The organism is Acinetobacter sp. Tol 5, assembly GCF_019702905.1.
In the GTDB taxonomy this organism is placed as follows: domain Bacteria; phylum Pseudomonadota; class Gammaproteobacteria; order Pseudomonadales; family Moraxellaceae; genus Acinetobacter; species Acinetobacter bereziniae.
In genome coordinates this window covers 2125089-2144957 of sequence record NZ_AP024708.1, presented here as the reverse complement: position 1 = coordinate 2144957, position 19869 = coordinate 2125089, and the positions used below count along the sequence as shown (strand labels likewise).

The 19869-nt window shown below is 36.0% G+C and carries 15 protein-coding genes and 1 pseudogene; 9 read left to right on the top strand and 7 right to left on the bottom strand.

What is annotated here, in order from left to right; translation table 11 throughout:
- Nucleotides 1-8 precede the first annotated feature (8 nt).
- From benA to benE, 5 genes are all read left to right on the top strand, one after another.
- A complete protein-coding gene (benA, locus tag TOL5_RS09890) occupies nt 9-1409 on the top strand; it encodes a benzoate 1,2-dioxygenase large subunit (protein WP_151781199.1) in 1401 nt (466 codons plus the stop codon).
- Nucleotides 1406-1915 (top strand): benzoate 1,2-dioxygenase small subunit, encoded by a 510-nt coding sequence (gene benB / locus TOL5_RS09885; RefSeq protein ID WP_139421145.1) that lies wholly within the window; start codon nt 1406-1408, stop codon nt 1913-1915. The genes benA and benB overlap by 4 nt, the downstream gene beginning before the upstream one ends.
- A gap of 95 nt (nt 1916-2010) precedes the next feature.
- Nucleotides 2011-3027: a benzoate 1,2-dioxygenase electron transfer component BenC gene (benC, locus tag TOL5_RS09880; RefSeq protein WP_139421143.1), complete on the top strand. Its 1017-nt coding sequence runs from the start codon at nt 2011-2013 to the stop codon at nt 3025-3027.
- 26 nt (nt 3028-3053) lie between these two features.
- Nucleotides 3054-3839, top strand: coding sequence for a 1,6-dihydroxycyclohexa-2,4-diene-1-carboxylate dehydrogenase (locus tag TOL5_RS09875; protein WP_005031849.1), 786 nt, complete (start codon nt 3054-3056; stop codon nt 3837-3839).
- A 59-nt stretch (nt 3840-3898) separates the two neighbouring features.
- Nucleotides 3899-5125: a benzoate/H(+) symporter BenE gene (benE, locus tag TOL5_RS09870; RefSeq protein ID WP_042088665.1), complete on the top strand. Its 1227-nt coding sequence runs from the start codon at nt 3899-3901 to the stop codon at nt 5123-5125.
- 168 nt (nt 5126-5293) lie between these two features.
- Here the strand turns inward: benE and TOL5_RS09865 are convergent, their stop codons facing one another.
- The 5 genes from TOL5_RS09865 to TOL5_RS09845 form a co-directional block, all read right to left on the bottom strand.
- Entirely contained in the window at nt 5294-5743 is a 450-nt protein-coding gene (locus tag TOL5_RS09865) for a hypothetical protein (protein ID WP_221260699.1), read from the bottom strand.
- Nucleotides 5744-6016: 273 nt separating this feature from the next.
- Nucleotides 6017-6472 (bottom strand): hypothetical protein, encoded by a 456-nt coding sequence (locus TOL5_RS09860; RefSeq protein ID WP_139421139.1) that lies wholly within the window; start codon nt 6470-6472, stop codon nt 6017-6019.
- 107 nt (nt 6473-6579) lie between these two features.
- A complete protein-coding gene (locus TOL5_RS09855; protein WP_221260698.1) occupies nt 6580-7290 on the bottom strand; it encodes a hypothetical protein in 711 nt (236 codons plus the stop codon).
- On the bottom strand, nt 7277-8887 hold the full coding sequence (locus TOL5_RS09850; RefSeq protein WP_042088661.1) for a glycoside hydrolase family 19 protein: 1611 nt from the start codon (nt 8885-8887) through the stop codon (nt 7277-7279). Before TOL5_RS09850 ends, TOL5_RS09855 begins: the two co-directional genes overlap by 14 nt.
- A gap of 2 nt (nt 8888-8889) precedes the next feature.
- Nucleotides 8890-11757: a type VI secretion system Vgr family protein gene (locus TOL5_RS09845; RefSeq protein WP_221260697.1), complete on the bottom strand. Its 2868-nt coding sequence runs from the start codon at nt 11755-11757 to the stop codon at nt 8890-8892.
- 598 nt (nt 11758-12355) lie between these two features.
- Between TOL5_RS09845 and TOL5_RS09840 the strand changes: the two genes are divergently transcribed.
- The 3 genes from TOL5_RS09840 (at nt 12356) to TOL5_RS09835 (ending at nt 14090) form a co-directional block, all read left to right on the top strand.
- Nucleotides 12356-13654, top strand: coding sequence for an MFS transporter (locus TOL5_RS09840; protein ID WP_004830535.1), 1299 nt, complete (start codon nt 12356-12358; stop codon nt 13652-13654).
- A gap of 99 nt (nt 13655-13753) precedes the next feature.
- Complete coding sequence (locus TOL5_RS22615; protein ID WP_265092561.1) at nt 13754-13888, top strand: hypothetical protein; 135 nt, start codon at nt 13754-13756, stop codon at nt 13886-13888.
- Nucleotides 13851-14090 (top strand): hypothetical protein, encoded by a 240-nt coding sequence (locus tag TOL5_RS09835; RefSeq protein WP_227549096.1) that lies wholly within the window; start codon nt 13851-13853, stop codon nt 14088-14090. The genes TOL5_RS22615 and TOL5_RS09835 overlap by 38 nt, the downstream gene beginning before the upstream one ends.
- A gap of 356 nt (nt 14091-14446) precedes the next feature.
- Here TOL5_RS09835 and TOL5_RS09830 read toward each other — a convergent pair.
- Nucleotides 14447-16234: pseudogene (locus TOL5_RS09830) on the bottom strand (DUF4034 domain-containing protein); the annotation flags it as partial.
- 90 nt (nt 16235-16324) lie between these two features.
- On the opposite strand from TOL5_RS09830, the gene TOL5_RS09825 reads away from it, so the two are divergent.
- Nucleotides 16325-17476 (top strand): IS4-like element ISAbe18 family transposase, encoded by a 1152-nt coding sequence (locus tag TOL5_RS09825; protein WP_005176703.1) that lies wholly within the window; start codon nt 16325-16327, stop codon nt 17474-17476.
- 273 nt (nt 17477-17749) lie between these two features.
- Here TOL5_RS09825 and TOL5_RS09820 read toward each other — a convergent pair whose 3' ends face one another.
- The gene (locus tag TOL5_RS09820) at nt 17750-19735 is read right to left on the bottom strand and encodes a DUF1266 domain-containing protein (RefSeq protein ID WP_151781564.1); all 1986 of its coding nucleotides are present in this window, start codon (nt 19733-19735) and stop codon (nt 17750-17752) included.
- Nucleotides 19736-19869 lie beyond the last annotated feature (134 nt).

Sequence of the window (19869 nt, the reverse complement as noted above, 5' to 3'; positions counted from 1 at the left end):
GAAATAACATGCCACGTATTCCAGTGATAAACACCAGCCATCTTGACCGTATTGATGAGCTTTTGGTTGATAACTTTGAAACAGGTGAATTTAAACTTCATCGCTCAGTATTTACAGATCAAAGTCTATTTGATCTTGAAATGAAATATATTTTTGAAGGTAATTGGGTGTATTTAGCACATGAAAGTCAAATCCCCAACAATAATGATTACTACACCACCCATATTGGTCGCCAACCTATCATCATTGCACGAAATCGCAATGGTGAATTAAATGCAATGATCAATGCATGTTCACATCGTGGCGCTCAGTTGTGCCGTCATAAGCGTGGCAATAAGGCGACCTATACTTGCCCTTTTCACGGTTGGACATTTAATAACTCAGGTAAATTACTCAAAGTGAAAGATCCAAGTGAAGCAGGTTATTCAGACTGCTTTAACCAAGAAGGGTCTCATGATCTAAAAAAAGTTGCGCGTTTTGAAAGTTATAAAGGTTTTCTTTTCGGAAGTTTAAACCCTGATGTGCCTAGTCTGGTTTCATTCCTTGGTGAAACAACCAAAATCATTGACATGATTGTAGATCAGTCTGATCAAGGTTTAGAGGTCTTACGTGGCGCATCGACTTATACATACGATGGTAACTGGAAACTTACCGCTGAAAATGGTGCAGATGGTTATCATGTCTCTGCAGTACATTGGAACTATGCCGCAACCACCCAACAACGAAAAGAAAAACAACAGGAAAATGATAATGTTCGTGCCATGAGTGCAGGTGCATGGGGTAAGCAAGGCGGTGGCTCTTATGGTTTTGAGCATGGTCACATGCTGTTATGGACCCAATGGGCAAATCCTGAAGATCGTCCGAACTATCCGAAAGCAGAAGAATATACTGAAAAATTTGGCGCACCCATGTCGAAATGGATGATTGAACGCTCTCGTAATTTATGTCTATACCCGAATGTTTATTTTATGGATCAATTCGGATCACAAATACGTGTACTTCGCCCGATTTCAGTCAATAAAACTGAAGTCACGATTTACTGTATTGCACCTGTAGGTGAAGCGCCAGAGGCACGCGCTCGTCGTATTCGCCAATATGAAGATTTCTTTAATGCATCGGGTATGGCGACTCCTGACGACCTCGAAGAGTTCCGTGCCTGCCAAGCAGGTTATGCGGGTATTGAACTGGAATGGAATGATATGTGTCGAGGCTCAAAGCATTGGATCCAAGGTCCAGACGATGCTGCCAATGAAATCGGTTTAAAACCAAAACTCAGTGGCATTAAAACAGAAGACGAAGGTTTATATCTTGCACAGCATCAATACTGGTTAGAGGTGATGAAACATGCCATCCAATCAGAAAAACAACTTGCTCAAAAAGAAGTGAACACGCAAGGAGAAGTCGCATGAATGCAACAGCACCTATTGAACAAGTGTCTTTAGAAAATATTGCTCAATTTCTCTACCGTGAAGCCCGCTTTTTAGACGATGAACAATGGGACCAATGGTTAGCATGTTATGCGCCGACTGCATCTTTTTGGATGCCTGCTTGGGATGATGATGATCGCCTCACAGAAGACCCGCAATCAGAAATTTCATTGATTTACTATCCAGATCGTCAAGGGTTGGAAGACCGTGTTTTCCGTATCAAAACCGATCGTTCTTCAGCAACAATGCCCGATACACGTACCAGTCACAACATCAATAATATTGAAGTGGTTGCTACTGATGGACTTAAAGTCACGGTTCGTTTTAATTGGAACACATTAAGTTTCCGCTACAAAACCAGTTATAGCTACTTTGGAATGTCACGCTACGAAATCGACTTTTCAGGTCCTCAACCCCAGATTTTAAATAAATATGTGGTGTTGAAAAATGACTACATCAATCAAGTGATTGATATATATCACCTCTAATTGTGTTGACACCATAAGCTGATATTCGCTCTAGCTCAAGCATATTTGGGCTAACAGCAATCTAATGTTTAAAGATTTTTATAGGACCACCAGCCATGTCAAACCACAATGTTGCACTTCAATTTGAAGATGGCGTAACTCGTTTTATATCTGTTGCACAAGGTGAAACTTTATCTGATGCAGCGTACCGTCAAAAAATTAATATTCCTTTAGACTGTCGTGATGGCGCCTGTGGAACCTGTCGTGCTTTTTGTGAATCAGGTACTTTTGATATGCCTGAAGAAAGCTATATTGAAGATGCGTTAACAGCAGAAGAAGCTGAGCAAGGCTATATTTTAGCTTGTCAATGTAGACCCAATTCGGATGCTGTTTTTCAAATTCAAGCCTCTTCTGAAGTATGCAAAACTGAAATTCATGCCTTTCAAGGTACGCTGTCACGAGTAGAAAACCTATCTGATTCAACCATCACATTTGATATTCAATTGGATGAAGGTCAGCCTGATATTCATTTCCTTGCAGGACAATATGTGAACGTTGCCATCCCAGGAACCAATGAAACACGCTCCTACTCTTTTAGCTCTAAACCGGGACAGCGTTTAACAGGCTTTGTGGTTCGTAATGTTCCCAATGGAAAAATGAGTGATTTTTTGAGTGTCAATGCCAAAGCTGGCGATAAAATGACGTTTACAGGTCCGTTTGGAAGTTTTTACCTTCGCAATGTTGTTCGCCCTGTACTTATGCTCGCTGGCGGTACGGGGATTGCTCCTTTTATATCCATGTTGCAGGTACTAGAAGAAAAAGGTTCAACTCAGCCTGTACGTTTGGTTTTTGGTGTCACCAATGACTTTGATCTTGTGGCATTAGATAAGCTCAATGAACTCCAAGACAAATTGCCGTGGTTTGAATTTCGAACAGTCGTTGCCCATCCAGAATCGACACATGAACGCAAAGGTTATGTGACGGGTCATATTGAAAATGACTGGTTAAATCAAGGGGATGTCGACGTTTATCTCTGTGGTCCTGTACCTATGGTTGAAGCTGTTCGTACATGGTTAGATCAAGAAGGTATTCAACCTAAAAATTTCTTATTTGAAAAATTCTCAGCCAATTAAATTTGTCTGATTTTGGAGCTGAGTAAATGTCAAATAGACAAAGATTTGAAAATAAAGTGGTAATTGTTACCGGTGCCGCTCAAGGTATTGGACGTGGTGTAGCATTACAAATGGCTGCCGAAGGTGCGCAAGTGGTTATGGCAGATCGCTCGGCTTATGTCGAAGAAGTACTGGCAGAAATCATACAGTTTGGGGGTAAAGGTGTCACGATTCTAGCAGATTTAGAAACCTTTGCAGGTGCTGAATCCGTCATCAGCAAAGCGATTACATGCTACGGACGAGTCGACATTTTGGTCAATAATGTCGGTGGTGCAATCTGGATGAAACCTTTTCAGGAATTTTCTGAAGCGGAAATTATCAAAGAAGTGAATCGTTCATTGTTTCCGACTTTATGGTGTTGTCGTGCAGTTTTACCTGAGATGATCAAAAATCAACATGGCACGATTGTCAATGTTTCTTCGATCGCCACTTGTGGTATCAATCGTGTACCCTATTCTGCATCCAAAGGTGGCGTCAATGGTTTAACAACTGGACTCGCTTTTGAACATGCTAAAGATGGAATACGCGTCAATGCTGTGGCGACTGGAGGAACAGAAGCACCACCTCGTAAAGTACCGCGCAATAGCGCAGCATTGACTGAAAATGAACAAAAATGGATGCAGGATGTCGTTGAGCAAACCATAGATCGGACGTTTATGGGACGATATGGCACGATCCAAGAACAGGTTAATGCCATTTTATTTTTGGCATCAGATGAATCTTCATATATGACAGGTACGATTGTTCCTGTCGGTGGTGGTGATCAGGGATAAACTGATCACCCATTTTATGCAACAGGAACATTGAATTCATCGCATGGAGGCTTTGCCCAATGGCAACCCTGTTAAAAACACTTAAGCAAGATTGGTCAATTTCCGCAACAGTCGCGGGGTTCTTAGCTGTACTGATTTCTTATGCGGGACCCATGATTATCTTTTTTCAAGCCGCCCAACAAGCCAACGTTTCTTCTTCCATGATGGCATCATGGATTTGGGGAAGTTCGATTGGCGCGGCGATTGCGGGTATTATTTTATCCATTAAGTTTAAAACCCCAATTATTACAGCATGGTCTGCGCCCGGAACAGCATTGCTTGTGGCATTGTTCCCGCATATTTCATTAAATGAAGTCGTTGCAGCTTATATCACATCGGCAGTGATTATTTTTTTAATCGGCACCACTGGCTCCTTTGATAAACTTTTAAAATGGATTCCTCAAGGACTGGCTGCCGGTATGATGGCAGGCATTCTTTTTCAGTTTGGTCTGGGACTTTTTAAAGCCACGGATCACATGCCTTATCTTGTCTTTGGTATGCTGATTTGTTTTTTATTGGCAAAACGGTATTCTCCCCGTTATGCCATTATCTGGGTACTGATTGCAGGTGTTGTTCTGAGTTTCAGTCTAGGACAAATCCAACCTGTTGCAATGGATTTTTCTCTTGCGATTCCACATATGATTTACCCTGAATGGACATGGTCTTCTACACTAAACCTTGCGATTCCACTCACCATTGTCAGCTTAACTGGGCAGTTTTTACCCGGTATGGCTATTTTAAAACTGAGTGGTTATCAAACTCCTGCAAAACCTATTTTAACTGTCGCAAGCATCACCTCGATTGTAGTTGCATTCACAGGTGGAATCACCATTGTACTTGCTGCAATTACGGCTGCACTATGTACAGGTAAAGATGCTCATGAGCTTAAAGAAAAACGTTATATTGCAGGTATTGCCAATGGTATTTTTTATATTCTGGGCGGTTTATTTGCAGGTAGCTTAGTTATGCTTTTTAGTATTTTACCAAAAGAACTGATTGCAGCACTTGCGGGCTTGGCATTGTTAGGGGCAATTGCAACCAATATGAGTGTTGCTATGAAAGATGATTCTCAGCGAGATGCCGCCTTAATTACATTTCTCGCAACGGTTTCTGGAATGCACTTTTTAGGGTTTAGTTCGGTTTTTTGGGGTATTTGTATTGGAATGATCAGTCATTTACTGTTAACCCCAAAGCAGTCAAAAGTTCAGACTCCAATGCCAGTTCAGGACTCTACACCGAGTCAATAAAGTAAAAATTCATTTGTATTATTCTAAAACCTCATTGATTAAATGGGGTTTTTATATTATTTTTTAAATAAAATATTGTTGTGGACTCTATGTATTGAGTTATTCATTGTTTTTTTAATTTTATCGCAATATTTTAAAAAATTTCAAAAAAAACCTAACATTAAAAAATTAACACACTGCTAAAGTCTTTTTATTAAATTTCTTTCTATATTCAATAAAATCTTCTTTTAAACCTATTTGTACTTCTTTTCCATTTAAATAATTTCCGTATTTTATTTGATCTGATTTAATTTTAGCATCATCATCTAAAAAAATAGAGGCAAATTCTTGTTGTGAACTCCTCAACATTATTCCTTTTTTAAAATAAACTATACTCTCATATCCTCCAAAATTAGATTCATTATCTAACCTTGAAACAATTACACATTGCGTAACATTAATTTTATAAATATGTGCATACATAGTTAATACCATACCATTATCATAATTTTCAGGAATATTTAATGATTGTACTACTTTATACTTTTTACTAATTTCTTCACCAGTAAGTAAATTTTCTTTTGCCTTGACATTTATAGTTATAAAGAACACTAAGGCTATGCAAATTCTTAGAATCATAATAAAGTCATCCTTTTAAAAAGTTATTTTTTTATAATTACTTACCCCTAATTGCAAAAGCTGAGGCTTTAAAATACGCCAAGCCTTACCATTCGGATATAATTCAAAATAAGGATCGCCCTTTTTGTCCATGTCTCTCCCCATTACAAATCATAATTCGATGCTATTTGAGCTACCATAGTTAAAATTTCTATATTTTTTAGCATCAGACTTTCAACCTAAATTCAATTTACCATCTTCCGAATGGGAATAGGTCAACAGAAAAAATTTTAATTAATTAGAACACTTTCTTAAAGTATTTTTACTAATATTACTTATGTACCTACTAAATTCTTTTTTCAACTCAATCAGTGAGTTTCCACTTTCAGGGTTTTCATAATTTACCTTATTTAATTTAATAGAACCCTCACCATTTAAAAATATATAGTTGTAATTTACATAGTATCCATATAAAACTTTTGAGTTATAAAAATATAAGATGGTTTCTGTACCATATACTCCAGAATCACCATCAATTTTTGAAACAAGAATACATTTATTATTATTAGTTTTATATATACTTACCTTACCATCCAATATAGGACCTCCATTTTCAACCTCATAATCAGCAATAAAACTTTGTAATAATTTATACCTATTACCAATCTCGTAACCAGTATATTTAATATCATTTTTAGCCTGTACAGTGCAAACGCTAAATATAAAAATGATTGTTAATAAAAATCTCACCAATTACTCTCCTCCAAAACATATTACTCTTAAGGAATTAGATTAAAAACAAATATATGCATTCGAATTTTAAAACAACAATTCAACCATTCTTGAATAAAAAATTTTTATAAAATTTCAGATAATCTAATATAACCTTTTGTTAACTTATACTTTCCTTTAAAAATTATACTTAAATAATATAGCCCATTAATTTTAACAACATTATAAATATCAAATTTATCACCCTCAACTAAATATTTTTTTGTTAAAATAAAAGACTGATTAAGTAAAAAGACTTTCTTTTTATTTATCTGTGCATACTTAATTATTTTTTTTGAATCATCTTGTAAAGAATAAACAGGCACATTATCTGCATAAATTTTACTCAAATTCAAACCATTGCCGAGTGTTTCCAACTCTTCCAATAAAGAATATTTCCCATTTCTCAATGCATATATACGTGTATATGTTATAGCTCCAACTTTAAAATTTTCTATAATTTGCTTCTTTTTATAATCTACAATAGGGTCATTTAAAGGGCTTAAATAAAATTTTTCTGCCTTATTTCTTGATATATCAAATATTTGATATAATCCACTAGGGTTACAATCATTTGTATAATTTACAAATAAATATTTTCTATCATCATTTGTTAATTTTTCAATAGAAAAAGCATCTTTATTAAAACAATAATTATTATCTGTAAATAGAAAAATACTCTCTCCCCCATGTTTAAAATAAATTTTATGATTTCCAATAAACAACTCATCATTAGCAGACACTAACATTGAATAAGATAAAAATATTATAAAAATAATTATTTTACTTAAACCCATTTCTCTTCTCAACCTCTCTTAATATTTTAAAAAACAATTTTTTCCTTTCTGCCAGACCATTAATACCGCCATTAATTCTTCTACTTACTTTATCCACTACAACTAAATGATGTGAATCAGTATATGTAGCATCTAAATCAGTATAGCCATTACGGACTAAAGTATCTGCGTTTTTAAACTCATTAAAAGCCCATACTGCACTTTCTACAGCATGAGAAAGGTCATTGCACAATAAATCTGAATTAGTAACCACATCAAGCCCAGAATAATTTTTGTACTTAATATAAGCACTTTTCCATGTAAGTTGAATTAATCCCCTACCTTTATATTTAGGTCCATCACCTGGTGTCGTATTTCCTTCTGATATGATTTGTTTACGGCGTCTACATGCTCGGCTTTTTTGAACTTCGCATACTGATTGAGGAAAATTCGAAATGTCATAGTCTTTTCCACTTGCGTATTCAATCAATGTATTGAAGTGATCACATTCGTGGTAGATTTGAGCAAGAAAATGACAAAGAATTAGCTTTTCTGTCATATTATATTTTAGTAATACTTTATTTAAAACGGGTAAAAATTGTTCTGGTGTTGTGTCCTTTGTGGGTCTGCCATTCATTTCATTACGCCAAAATAACTTTTTTGCTCCATATACTTCTTTAAAAAAACTCAATGAAATAATTTCTCCAGAAATACTGTCCTCTATACGTCTAGAAATATTTGGTTCATTTAATGCAGTTCTTCCATTTAGAACATCTACATTTAACTGTAAATCAATAAACTCTTCTTTTACTCTTCTAACCATAAAATCTACTGAATCTAAAGGATTTCCATCTGGTTTAAAAATAGTTAATTTAATTTTTTGACCAACCCAATTACTTAATTTCAATTGTCCTTTTTTAATTTTTAGATTCTTTTTTTGATTATTATCAAAAATCATCTCTACATCTACATCATCAACTGCATAGTGTTGACCTGATTTATCCAGTACCTTTATTAATGTTGTCCCTTTAAAACTACTATACTTTTCGTTTAGCCTAATTAGTATTGGTTGCTTTGTTCCATTTCCAGAATTTCCAGAAAATTTAAGTTCAAATTGATCTCTAGAGTTAAGCACTAAAATTTCAATATCTCTATTCGATGATGACAAAACTTCTACAATACCCTGATTATTTGTATATTTGTCAGGAGAGTTATTTTTTCCTTTTGGTCTGGATTGAATTGGAAAATTAACCATAATTCTTCCATTACTATCTACTACTTTAAACAAAGTACTCACTATTCCTTTACTTAAAGAATTATTTACTTTTTTATAATCATCAATAGTCTTAGGTAATAAAACGACAACTGGATTGTTTTCTGAGCTTTCTATGGATGAATTTATAGTTTTAAAAATTATATACCTTTGCTGATTTGGTGGTTTAGCAAGAATTTCAATTGTTCTATTACGGGATGCCTGAAATACAAAAAAACCTTTGTTATCTGTTTTTCTAGTGTTGTCTTTAGATGAACCTAAATATCTTGATTTGACATCTAAATTTATTATATATTTTCCAGAGCTATCGAAAAATTTTGCAACAATAGTTGTTAGTTCAGACATTATTAAAAATCCTCTTCAGTATAGACATCATTATCACTAGATTCAAATAAAGCTTCTTCTAATAATTCATCTTTATTTTTTCCATCTAAACGTTTTTGCATGAAAGAAACATTTGAAGAATCAAAACCTAATGCAATAAATTCAGCTTCATGCAATGTATAAAAACGTAAAGAACTAATGGCTTTTTTTTCATTTAATTTATCGGTTTCAAATTTTATTAAATTTTTATTTTGATCTAAAACAAAAATTTCCTTTTTATTGCCAATATCATCATTCCAACTATAATCAATTCTATTGCTATATAATGTTTTTGGCATAGGCAAACTTATTTTAGTACTAAGTACATGCACCCCTCCCTCAAACTTTTGTTGCCCAGACTTTACCTCAAACATTCGATCTGTTTCACATAAAATACCAGCACTGTTCAAAGTAATCCGCGAAGATTTGCCTGTAATCTGAACTTCTTTCGAGCTATTGATTTCAACACGGTTTTCTGTCGAAGATATTGTGATCCCAAGTTTGGCAAATATATCTAGGGCATTTGCCTGCGCATGAATATTAAATTTCCCCTGTGCTGCGATAATGTTGATGCCATTCATCACTGAAAATAAACTTATTTTATTTTTGGCATGCACAATCCAGTTCTTTTGCGTACTAAAGTTAATGCTGTCACCAGCAATTTGATTGATTTGAGCATCCGCAGATAAATGGATATTTTCAGGTGTGCTTAAAGCAATTCCATCTTGGGAACTGAGTAAAAGCACCGCTTGATTAAATTTGGCAATTTCTTGTTGGAGCTGTTGAGCAAATATTTTAAGTTGCTCAACTGATTCTATTTCATCGGTCTTTTGGTTCTTGGCGATATCATTGAGTGCTTTACTTTTGTTTTGACTGCCTTCAAGTTGTTTCTTGGCAGGCGTTGCATCAAGATGATCGCCTTTGGCTTGGTCTTGAGTATAAGTGCTCAGCAATAAGCCTTTCCCTGCACGTACTGCACCCCATTGGTCTGTTCTTAATTCAAAACCTTCTCCGCGCCCTTCACTGGTCTCGGTTTCTTTTGGATGGCTTAAATTCCCAAGATTCAGTTGGCTTGTCGCATGACTGCTGTGTAACTGAGTACTGATCTGGTTGGTAGTATCGTCAAAGCGCAGTTGATTAAACCCATCAGATTTATATTCCTTAGTTTTGATCCCTGAAAGTTTTTTAGTATCAGGGAGCTTTCCTTGGTCATCAAACTTGGTCGGATAGCGATACCCTTCATGAATTCGTCCCACTACAAAGGGTCTATCAATGTCACCATCACTGAACGAGATCATGACGATCTCTCCGACCCTCGGTAAGAATCGTACCCCATAGCCTTCGCCTGCCCATGGCGTTAATACATCCACCCAAGCCGAGTCAGTATCATTATCGTTCGCGCCTGCGCCACCATCATGTTGGTGGTCTTCGTGACGGGTAAACAAGAAATTTACCTTGATCTGACCTCGTTCATTGACATAGATTTCCTCCTCACTCGGTCCGACTACTCTCGCTCGCATTGGATATGTAGTAGGTCGATGTTTCAGCGGATTATATTCAGGGACAACGGCTATATTGCGTCGTTGTAACAGCAACTGATTGGCTTGGCGTTGTTCGCTGTTGTTTGCGGTGATATGGGTGAGTTGCCATTGGCTTTGTTTCAATAACATTTCAAATTTATGAGACAAATCTTTCGGTAAATTATTTTGGTGATAAAAGGTTTTGGATATAATCAGAAATTGCCGATCGGCAACATCTTTTAGATCTAGGTTTGGATGTTGGTTAAGCTCAAAGTAATAGCCAACCTGCGCATCTCTTACTGTCGATATAGCGATAAATTGTTTAGTTTGTAACGCGTAGTAATCGCTGAGGTTTTGGTTAAAGCGCTCAACCTGATTGTTACCCGATGGCGTTACTCCTTCTTCTCCATTCAAGTCTTGGGTCCATGCAGGGCTAAACTGCCATACTTGTTCTAAACCTAAACTGGCATTGTCATAGTTTTCACTCTGCTGATACTTACTTAAAACATTGCCTGCGCCTTCTTCTATATCTAACATATCAGCTTGCCATCGTTGAATATGTACAGACGTCGGTTGAAGTGAACGTAAACCTGTCAATGCTGTGATGGTGTCTTGCTGTTCGACAGCCGAACTTCGATGAAAACGGATAATGCGACGTTCTAAACTTTTATATTGAGTATTGTCATCAATTAAACGAAGCTTTTGAGGTTGGATTTGTTCATTAAAATAAGACACTTTAAGCTGTGTCTCATCAATTAAACTGGTCACGCCTTCCGATGCTAGAAGCCTTTGAATAAGATCTATATCTCGTTCATTATTTTGCATAATGAAGGGTCGAATATCATAGTCTTTGGTTAAACCACTTTTATCCAAAGTCAAACTTGAAGCAAACAGTGGAGATCTTTCTCGCCATTCATTAAATATGACTTCTACTGCCTGTAAAGCAGACATATTCATAAATACTCGCGAGTTTCTTCGATACTTCCAAAGCGCAGTTGGGTCTTCTACAGAAAGACGATAAATTGTCAACGCACCATCCGAGGAACCCAGCTCAGCTTTAGTCACAATTCCTGAAATGCGATGCAACTCAGATCGGTCATTGACCATATCAACGGCTACACGACACCCAATAAAGCTTTTTAAGGCGATATTGTTTCGTGTAGATAAACAAATAAGTTGTAAATTCAAGCCATCATTGATGGTATGTATCCCATCGATACGTTGCAAGAATACATGGGCAGCCAAATTGGGATTGCTAAATTGAATATGTAAAGCCCGTTTTTGAGCAGAAAGTCCCATTTTTTCCAAAACAAAATTAATATTATTAAACATGATCTATTGTGTATTTTTTCTAAATTCACCATCACCATATAATAAAATATCATGATTTGTCTACCACAAAATATTTTTCACATGAAAGCTAATTAATTGATTTATTGATAATTTTCACAGTATTTTATAAATTACAGGACATATTATGAAATTAAATTTATTGCATGATTGCCTATCAATTCTGTGAGTTATTATATAATTTATAGTTATTTTTATATAAACATGACAAATAAAAACTCAATTCACTATTCCCGTTAAAATTCTCATTTTATTCGATCAGTTTAAATATGTTTTTAACCAAGGAAATTTAAAAATTATAAAACTTGTAAGTACACAAAACATATCTGATTATTAGTGTTATATATTTATTTTTATAACATGCTATTAATCTATAAATTCTCATATTACGCAAATAAAAACAATAGCATTCATGCATAATTTTATAGATTGACATGTAGTAAGCTGTGTATTTTTTGTTCCAATGTCGCTTTTCATTCATGATTTAAATCTAAAATCATCAAAAGAATTTGGAATTTAAAAAGTCTAATTTTCTCATTTTTAAACATAAATTATTGCAGCACAAAAATAAGGATGTTTTATGACTGAAACACATACCTACGCGCCTCACGAAAAACGTAATCGTGTCATGGCTATTGTCGGCGCTGCATCTGGTAACTTAGTGGAATGGTTTGACTTTTATATTTATGCCGCTTTTGCCACCTATTTTACCCATGCATTAACTGCACCCGATATGAATGACTCCACTAAAGCAATTTATGTGTGGGGTGTTTTTGCTGCCAGCTTTTTTATGCGCCCAATCGGCAGTTGGTTATTTGGATGGATTGGTGATACTTTTGGGCGTAAAAAGTCGATGATCATTTCCATTAGTTTAATGGCGGTCAGCTCATTTTTATTTGCAGCACTTCCAACCTATGAACAAGTCGGTATGGCTGCCCCATTTTTATTGTTAGCGGTCAGACTGTTGCAAGGGCTTTCAGTAGGTGGTGAATATGGGACAGTAGCCACTTATATGAGTGAGGTGGCTTTAAAAGGTCAACGTGGTTTTTACTCATCATTCCAGTATGTAACACTGTCTGGCGGACAGCTCTTGGCGAGTCTACTTGGCGTGATCATGTTGGCACTGATGTCAAAAGAACAGCTTATGGATGGTGGATGGCGTATTCCATTTATCATTGGCGGTGTAGTTGCGATTCTTTCGTTCTTTGCTCGTCGTCATTTGAAAGAAACACTTTCTGAAGATGATGGACGTAAAGAAGGTTCAGGAAGTCTGAAAGAGTTACTGACCAAGAATTGGAGCACCTTTTTACTGGTGGTTGGTTATACCTCGGCAGGCTCTTTGTGTTTTTATATCATCACGGTATATTCAAAAACCTATATCACCAGTTTAGGGTTCGCTGATAAAACAGTGGGTTATATGATGACCATTGCATTGTTTATCTTTATGTGCGCTCAACCATTGTTTGGAATGCTGGCAGACCGAATTGGTCGTCGATCGTCCATGATGCTGTTTAGTATCAGTTGTGCAATCTTTATTTATCCAGTCATGGTAATCGCTATGCCATATTTTAGTGGTTCAGCATTTATTGTGACCGCATTGTTGGTGTTCTTAATGATGTTACTGAGCTTTTATACCTCCATTAGTGGACTGGTAAAAGCTGAGATGTTCCCACCGCATATTCGTGCATTAGGCGTTGGTTTTGCTTATGCCGTCGGAAATGCAATTTTTGGCGGTTCAGCCCCCGCTGTCGCGCTTAAATTAAAAGATTTAGGACATGAAAACACGTTCTTCGTTTATGTGATTGTCATGCTGATAATTTGTTTATTCTGTAGTATGCAACTACCGAAACAACCCAAATATTTACATCACGATCACTAATCTCTTGCAATGATTTAAGGTCTGTTTATACAGACCTTAAAATTTTTCATGTAAAATATAGCATTAAATCATAAGACTATAGAATATCCTGAGGAAATAATGAAAAAACTCTCACTTATATTTATATCTTTCGCGATTAGTCTGAGTGCCTATGCCAAAACACAAAACTATATTTTGGTGGATGGTGGTGGTGTAGATGAACCTTTCATTAATGTTGAAAAATGTACAAGATAAGACGATTCATGCCTACTGCGATCAGAAATGTGGCAAATGGTTTGATCCAGATGACCAAATAGATGGACAAACACTTAAAAAGCAACACTTTGAAAAAAAGGTTCAAGCAGACATCAAATTAGAGAAAAATGCAGGACGTGTTGCAGGTCCAAGTGAGGATGAATCATTTTATTTCATCAAACACATTAAATTATTAAAATAATCCCCCTCTACACTTTGCAATAACACTAGCGAATCTTGAATCTAGCTTTGTTTAAAAAAACAAAGTATCGATATGGATGTCACCATGTTGAGCCGTGGTATATGAGCAAAGACAAAGCGCTGCTTTGATTACAGCGCAAGAATGCGATTCAACAAAAAATTTACTTAGCAAAGTAAAGCATCGCCTACAAAAACAATTTAAACTTTGGATGTAAAGTGCAGCATTGCGAGCTTTATATCATCAAACAATAGATTTATCGCATTGATTTTATTGATCTAGAAATTATATTTAATGTCTATTTTTCAACAGATTGACTATATAAATTTCTGATCAACACCTTGACCATGAAACGCCATTTAAAACAATACGTCCTGTCGACCCGGCATATCTTCAACGGGGATTTTGTCGACTGTGAACTGATATTTCAAAATCTTTTTCATCGAATCTGTTTCAACCACAGCAATTGCATCAAGTACATCATCGTTTTCAGGATCTTGTAAACGTGCTGCCTCACACCATTTGACTGCCATCGTATAGTCAAAGTAGTGCGGACGATTGGCTTGATCTGCGTAAAGCCTTGCTAATGCACTCATTGCCTTGATATGCCGATTCCAACCATGCGAAACCAATTGCGGAATAATAACATCACCCAACTCAGGGTAATAACTGTAGTGATATAAGCGATCCGCATATAGGTCTATGATGTCATCTTCAAGTTCTTGATACTCATAAGTACCATCTGTGCGTGATTTTTCAAGTCCTATTCGTGCTTGTTCAAAATAATCCAAACTTTGTTTTAATAATGGAAATGGGTTGCTTTCATCATCTTTAATACCCCGATTAAGGTAATTTACCCCCATATTATACATGGCAATATAATGCCCTTGTTCAGCAGCTTTGTTTGAATACTTCTTAGCTATATCTACATCATATAAACTCGAATCTTCTCTTGAATGAATATAACCACTGGTAAAACTTGGGTTGACATAACCAAGCTCTGATGCGGCGTGTAACATATCAATCACATCAGGATAGCTTTCAAGTTCATCAAAACTTTTATAAACACGATAGAAGCAACAGTATTCACCTTCAGGAAAAGCTTTAGGTTTTTCTAAACTTTTAGCGAACTCAAACCAAGACTGAGCCACCAATGGATTTTTTTCTACACCAGACCAACCATGCTGAGTAAGTAATCCATAAAGAACCGCTGCGCTGGCTAGGGTTTTACGATTGGAAATAGCAATATGACCTAAAAAATCATGATCTTTTGCATATTTAAACCAATAATAAATAGCACGTTGCAAATCATATTCATCAAATACATCATGCCCAATCGTATGCAAATAACAATCTAGAATTTTTGCATCAGACTCATTCAACAAAGTATAAAAATACGCCAAACGCAAATAAATCTTAGCGCGATTTTTTTCACTCAAAGGACGTTTTAATAAGTCTAAAGCGATTTGAATATGTTTTTTAATCTCGCCCGTTTGATCATCGGAATAGCTGTCCTCTACAGAGTCGTACCACATCACAAAGTGAAGTTCATTTTTTTCAATTTCAGTAAAATGATCACACCAATCAGATTGTATAAACTCAATGATTGCCTGATAGTTATAGCCCCAACGTGGCAATAAATACCAGCAATAGTCAATTGCAGCAACAAGACCATACTGAGACTGATCAAGAAAAACTTTCAACCAAAATGCCGCTTCATTTTGTGGTAAATCCAATTCAGATTTTAAATCCAGATACGGTTTAAGCATGTCTGGAATTTGTTGAGGCAATGTCAAAGCTAAATCTGTTGATAATCCACTTAACTTGGCAATTTTCTGTAATTTGGGTTTAATGACATGTTTTAAATTTTGAGGTTGCTTTTGTTTAAATAACCACTTATCAAACCACTTTGGTTCATCCAGCTTTGCTGCTGCATTGAGTAAGTGAATCACAACAGTCCAAGCATTTGGAGAAAAAGCGATTGCTTGCATTGCAGTTATATAAATCTGCTTTTGTGCTTCACGAGCACAATCCCACATATCTTCTGAAACTTGATTTGCCCAAGTTCCTCCGCGATATTCAGAAGCCCAAAATGCCCAATAACGTACCTTGATCACATAAGGAAAAAAACTCTCAGGGTCACTGCTGTCCCATAGTTTGCTTTAAATAAAAAAACCTGAGTCCTAACAGTTAAAATATGAGTGCAAACAAACACTTTAACGACCAGGATTCAGGTTTTGTCACATCAGAATACCGTATTTCATGAGCTAATTAAACCTGTTGTGCGACAGGATTTTGAACAACTTGCTAAAGTACACCATGTTGGACAGAAATTTAGAGCGGCTTCCCGGTGGGATCAGTTTATTGCCATATTGATGTCTCAATTCTCTTGTAGGCAAAGTCTGAGAGATATTCAATCCAATTTGGAGTGCCAACAGGAAAAGCTGAGTCATCTCGGAGCAAAGTCTATTCCCCGAAGCACGCTGGCACGAATCAATGAGCAGCAGCCTGCTGCCTTGTATCAACAGCTATTTTACAAGTTGCTTAAATACTATGAACACTCAAAAGTAGCTCATAAATTTCGCTTTAAGAATCCCTTGTATTCCTTGGATGCCAGTCATATTGACCTGTCGCTTTCTTTATGTGAATGGGCCAAAGTTCACGACTCAAAAGCCAGCATGAAACTCAGTATAGGATTGAATCACAGCAATGATATTCCTGAGTTTGTTGCAGTTGAAAATGGCAAAGAAAATGACATGGTACAAGGCCGCAAATTCCAGTTTCCTGCTGGCAGCATTGTAGTTTTTGATAAAGGCTATGTCGATTACCAATGGTATGCAAATCTGACTGCTCAAAACATTGGATTTGTCACACGTTTTAGGCCTAAATCTGTGTATCAGGTGATCCAGCAACATCCAGTGCTTGAATCCAAAGGTATTCTAAAAGATGAAACCATTCAGCTGAATAGCGCACATGCCCTAAAAAGAAAAGCCCCAGTGTTAAGAAGAATTGAATATAGAGATCAGCAAAGTGGCAAGCACTTTAGCTTTCTCAGCAATAACTTTCATTTAGCCGCCTCCACCATTGCGGCGATTTATAAAGATCGTTGGAAAGTTGAGCTGTTCTTTAAGGCGATTAAGCAGAATCTCAAATTAAAAGCGTTTCTAGGCCGCAGCAGGAACGCAATTCAGACACAAATCTGGATTGCGATGATCGCCTATTTATTGGTGAGTTTCGCTCGACATTTAGGAAAAACAGGTTGGACAGTTCAACGTTTACTCAGAATAATTCAAGTGAATTTGTTTGAAAGAAGAACTTTAAAAGCTTTATTTTCACCCGATAAAATACCCATAAAACAAGAGGAAGCTCAAATGAGCTTCCTCTTGTGAAAAATTGTGGGACAGCAATGCTCTCAGGGTATGTTTTTGACCACTCTTCAAGGTGCTGAAGTGCCTGAGGTCCTTGATTTAAAAACATCTCAGAAAACATTTGATAAGGGTAAGCAAACCAATCACTTTCCCATTGAAAAGCACTTTTCTCAGTACGGCTATTCCATAGTTGGGTAAAAAATTGCTCTAAGGCTTCATATTGTCTATTTTCGAGTAGACCCAGTGGATATTGCCCCTCTTTTCTTAAACTTTCATGGACATACTCAGCTTTAATCATGATGAAGCTCTCATACTGTAATCTGGGGATGTTCGAGCGGAATCAAACATAATGGGCTGGATTTTTAAGTCTGCAAGTTCTGGTAAAAGTGTTAAATTCCAGTCCAAAGATTTCCAATTGCATGAACGTTTTTCAAGGTATTGCTGGATTTCATGGCGTGCAGATTTATCATAATTGTTATAGTCCGAATGGCGCACAATCAAGTCAATTTCACGACCTTGTGCATAATATTGCCCCATTTCCTGCCAGCTTGTACAACACTCTTGAATAATTTGAGCCGAAGCCAAAATGTATTGCCAAGCTTCATCTTCACCGACATATTCAAATTGATGCAATAAGCGCATCATGATAATTTTTTGGATGTGGGCATAGACCAAAACATCACGATAATAAGGTCGAACCTCTTGATTCAAATCATACCAACCATATAAGTCGCCAACATAAAAATACTCTTTTAAAAAGAATTCAATTTTTTGCAAACGTTCAATTTGACTATTCTGTTCTAGTTTCAAAAGTTGATCTAAATGTGTTCTAAATTTTGCTTCATGATTTTTAAAATCATCAAGCATTAGTGTATCCACATCATCACAAGAAATTTTATTGCGTACATAAATCAAATCACCTGTTGCCAAAGCCCATTTTTTTCTTTGATCTGCATTACTTTTTAAAAATGGCATTGCAGGAATTGCAAAAACAAACATTAAAATTTTAAATATCCAGCCAATCCAAGGAATTTGACTGAGCATACCTAACACTAAAAAAATGAGATAAAAAGGCAATAAGATCAAATGTAAAATAATTGGAAGTGTTTTTTTCTTTTCAAATTTTAGTGGAATATTTAGTTTTCTTTGATCAAAATCTGTTTGATTAAATTGCATGACTTGTTGTATTAAAATATTTTGCGGGTTTTGAATGTATTCCTCTTTATTTGTTGCCAACATCATCCATTGTAAAACTGAGCTTTGTTGTGTACATAGATCCATTAAATCTGGATTTTGCATCACAATTCCTTCAACAACCAATGGATCGCTTAATTCATAAAAGTAAAAATATGGCAGTTGTTCAATGTGCAGTAAGGTATTTTTCTGTTGCTCAACTGAATCATCAATTTGCTGTGAGTCTAAAAGTTCAGGACGATATATAATTCCAAGATTCGAACAATCTGAATTGTGATTATTTTTTGGTTGAATATGATTTAAAAATAATAAAACATCATCCACATATTTTTTAACTGGAACTTGGTTTTGTTTCCCCTTAATTTGCTCAATGCACCACGCTTCACCATCCCATTCTAAACTAATGGTGACATGTGGCTTATTAGAAGCATCTCTTAGGCTAAAATAACGAAATAGACCATATTCTTTCTGTGTCACATAATGCTCACCATAGCCATCTTTAAGTTCAGTCAGGTTAGCGAACTGCCCTAGGCAATGTTGCATATAACGTGACTCAAAAGCCATCTCTTTACGCAGCAACATCCCTGTGGCGGTGATTTCAATAAAACGTCCCGTATCTACCGCTAAAACCTCGCTAATCGCGTGTTCAGAACTGTCCCATTGCCCTTTTTCCAAACGCTTTTTCATTGCTTCATGATCTTTATGCCAAGCGTCTAACACTTGGTCATAAGTCATTTTCATGAATTTGCCTTTTAGATTTGTTTTGAGTCTGGAATTAAAAAATTCTAATAGTGGTTTTTCTAGCGCCAAAATCTGTTCATGCAAAGGATCAATGTACAGCATGTGGCTATCTGGTTGTTGTTCAAGTTTTTTCAAAAACCATGCAGGAATCGGCTGAGGTAACTGGCAGATTTTCCAAGCAGCAACTGAATTGACATGAAAGACAGGATTAAAATGTTTAATCACATATTCAAAGAATTTTTTTTCAAACCATTGGGTAATTTCTGGGTCATCTTTACGGCGTTGGCTACGTTCTACTATTGTTTTTTTAACTTCAGGTGCATTGACAATATCTCGTGTTTCCATGCTATTCCATTTAACGTATTTCTACTACATTACAGTCTGATTTTTATAAAAATATTCCAAATATCGAAATATTTAATGTGAATAGTTTATAACAAAATACGCCTTAGGAAATAGAATTCCCTAAAATTTAAATG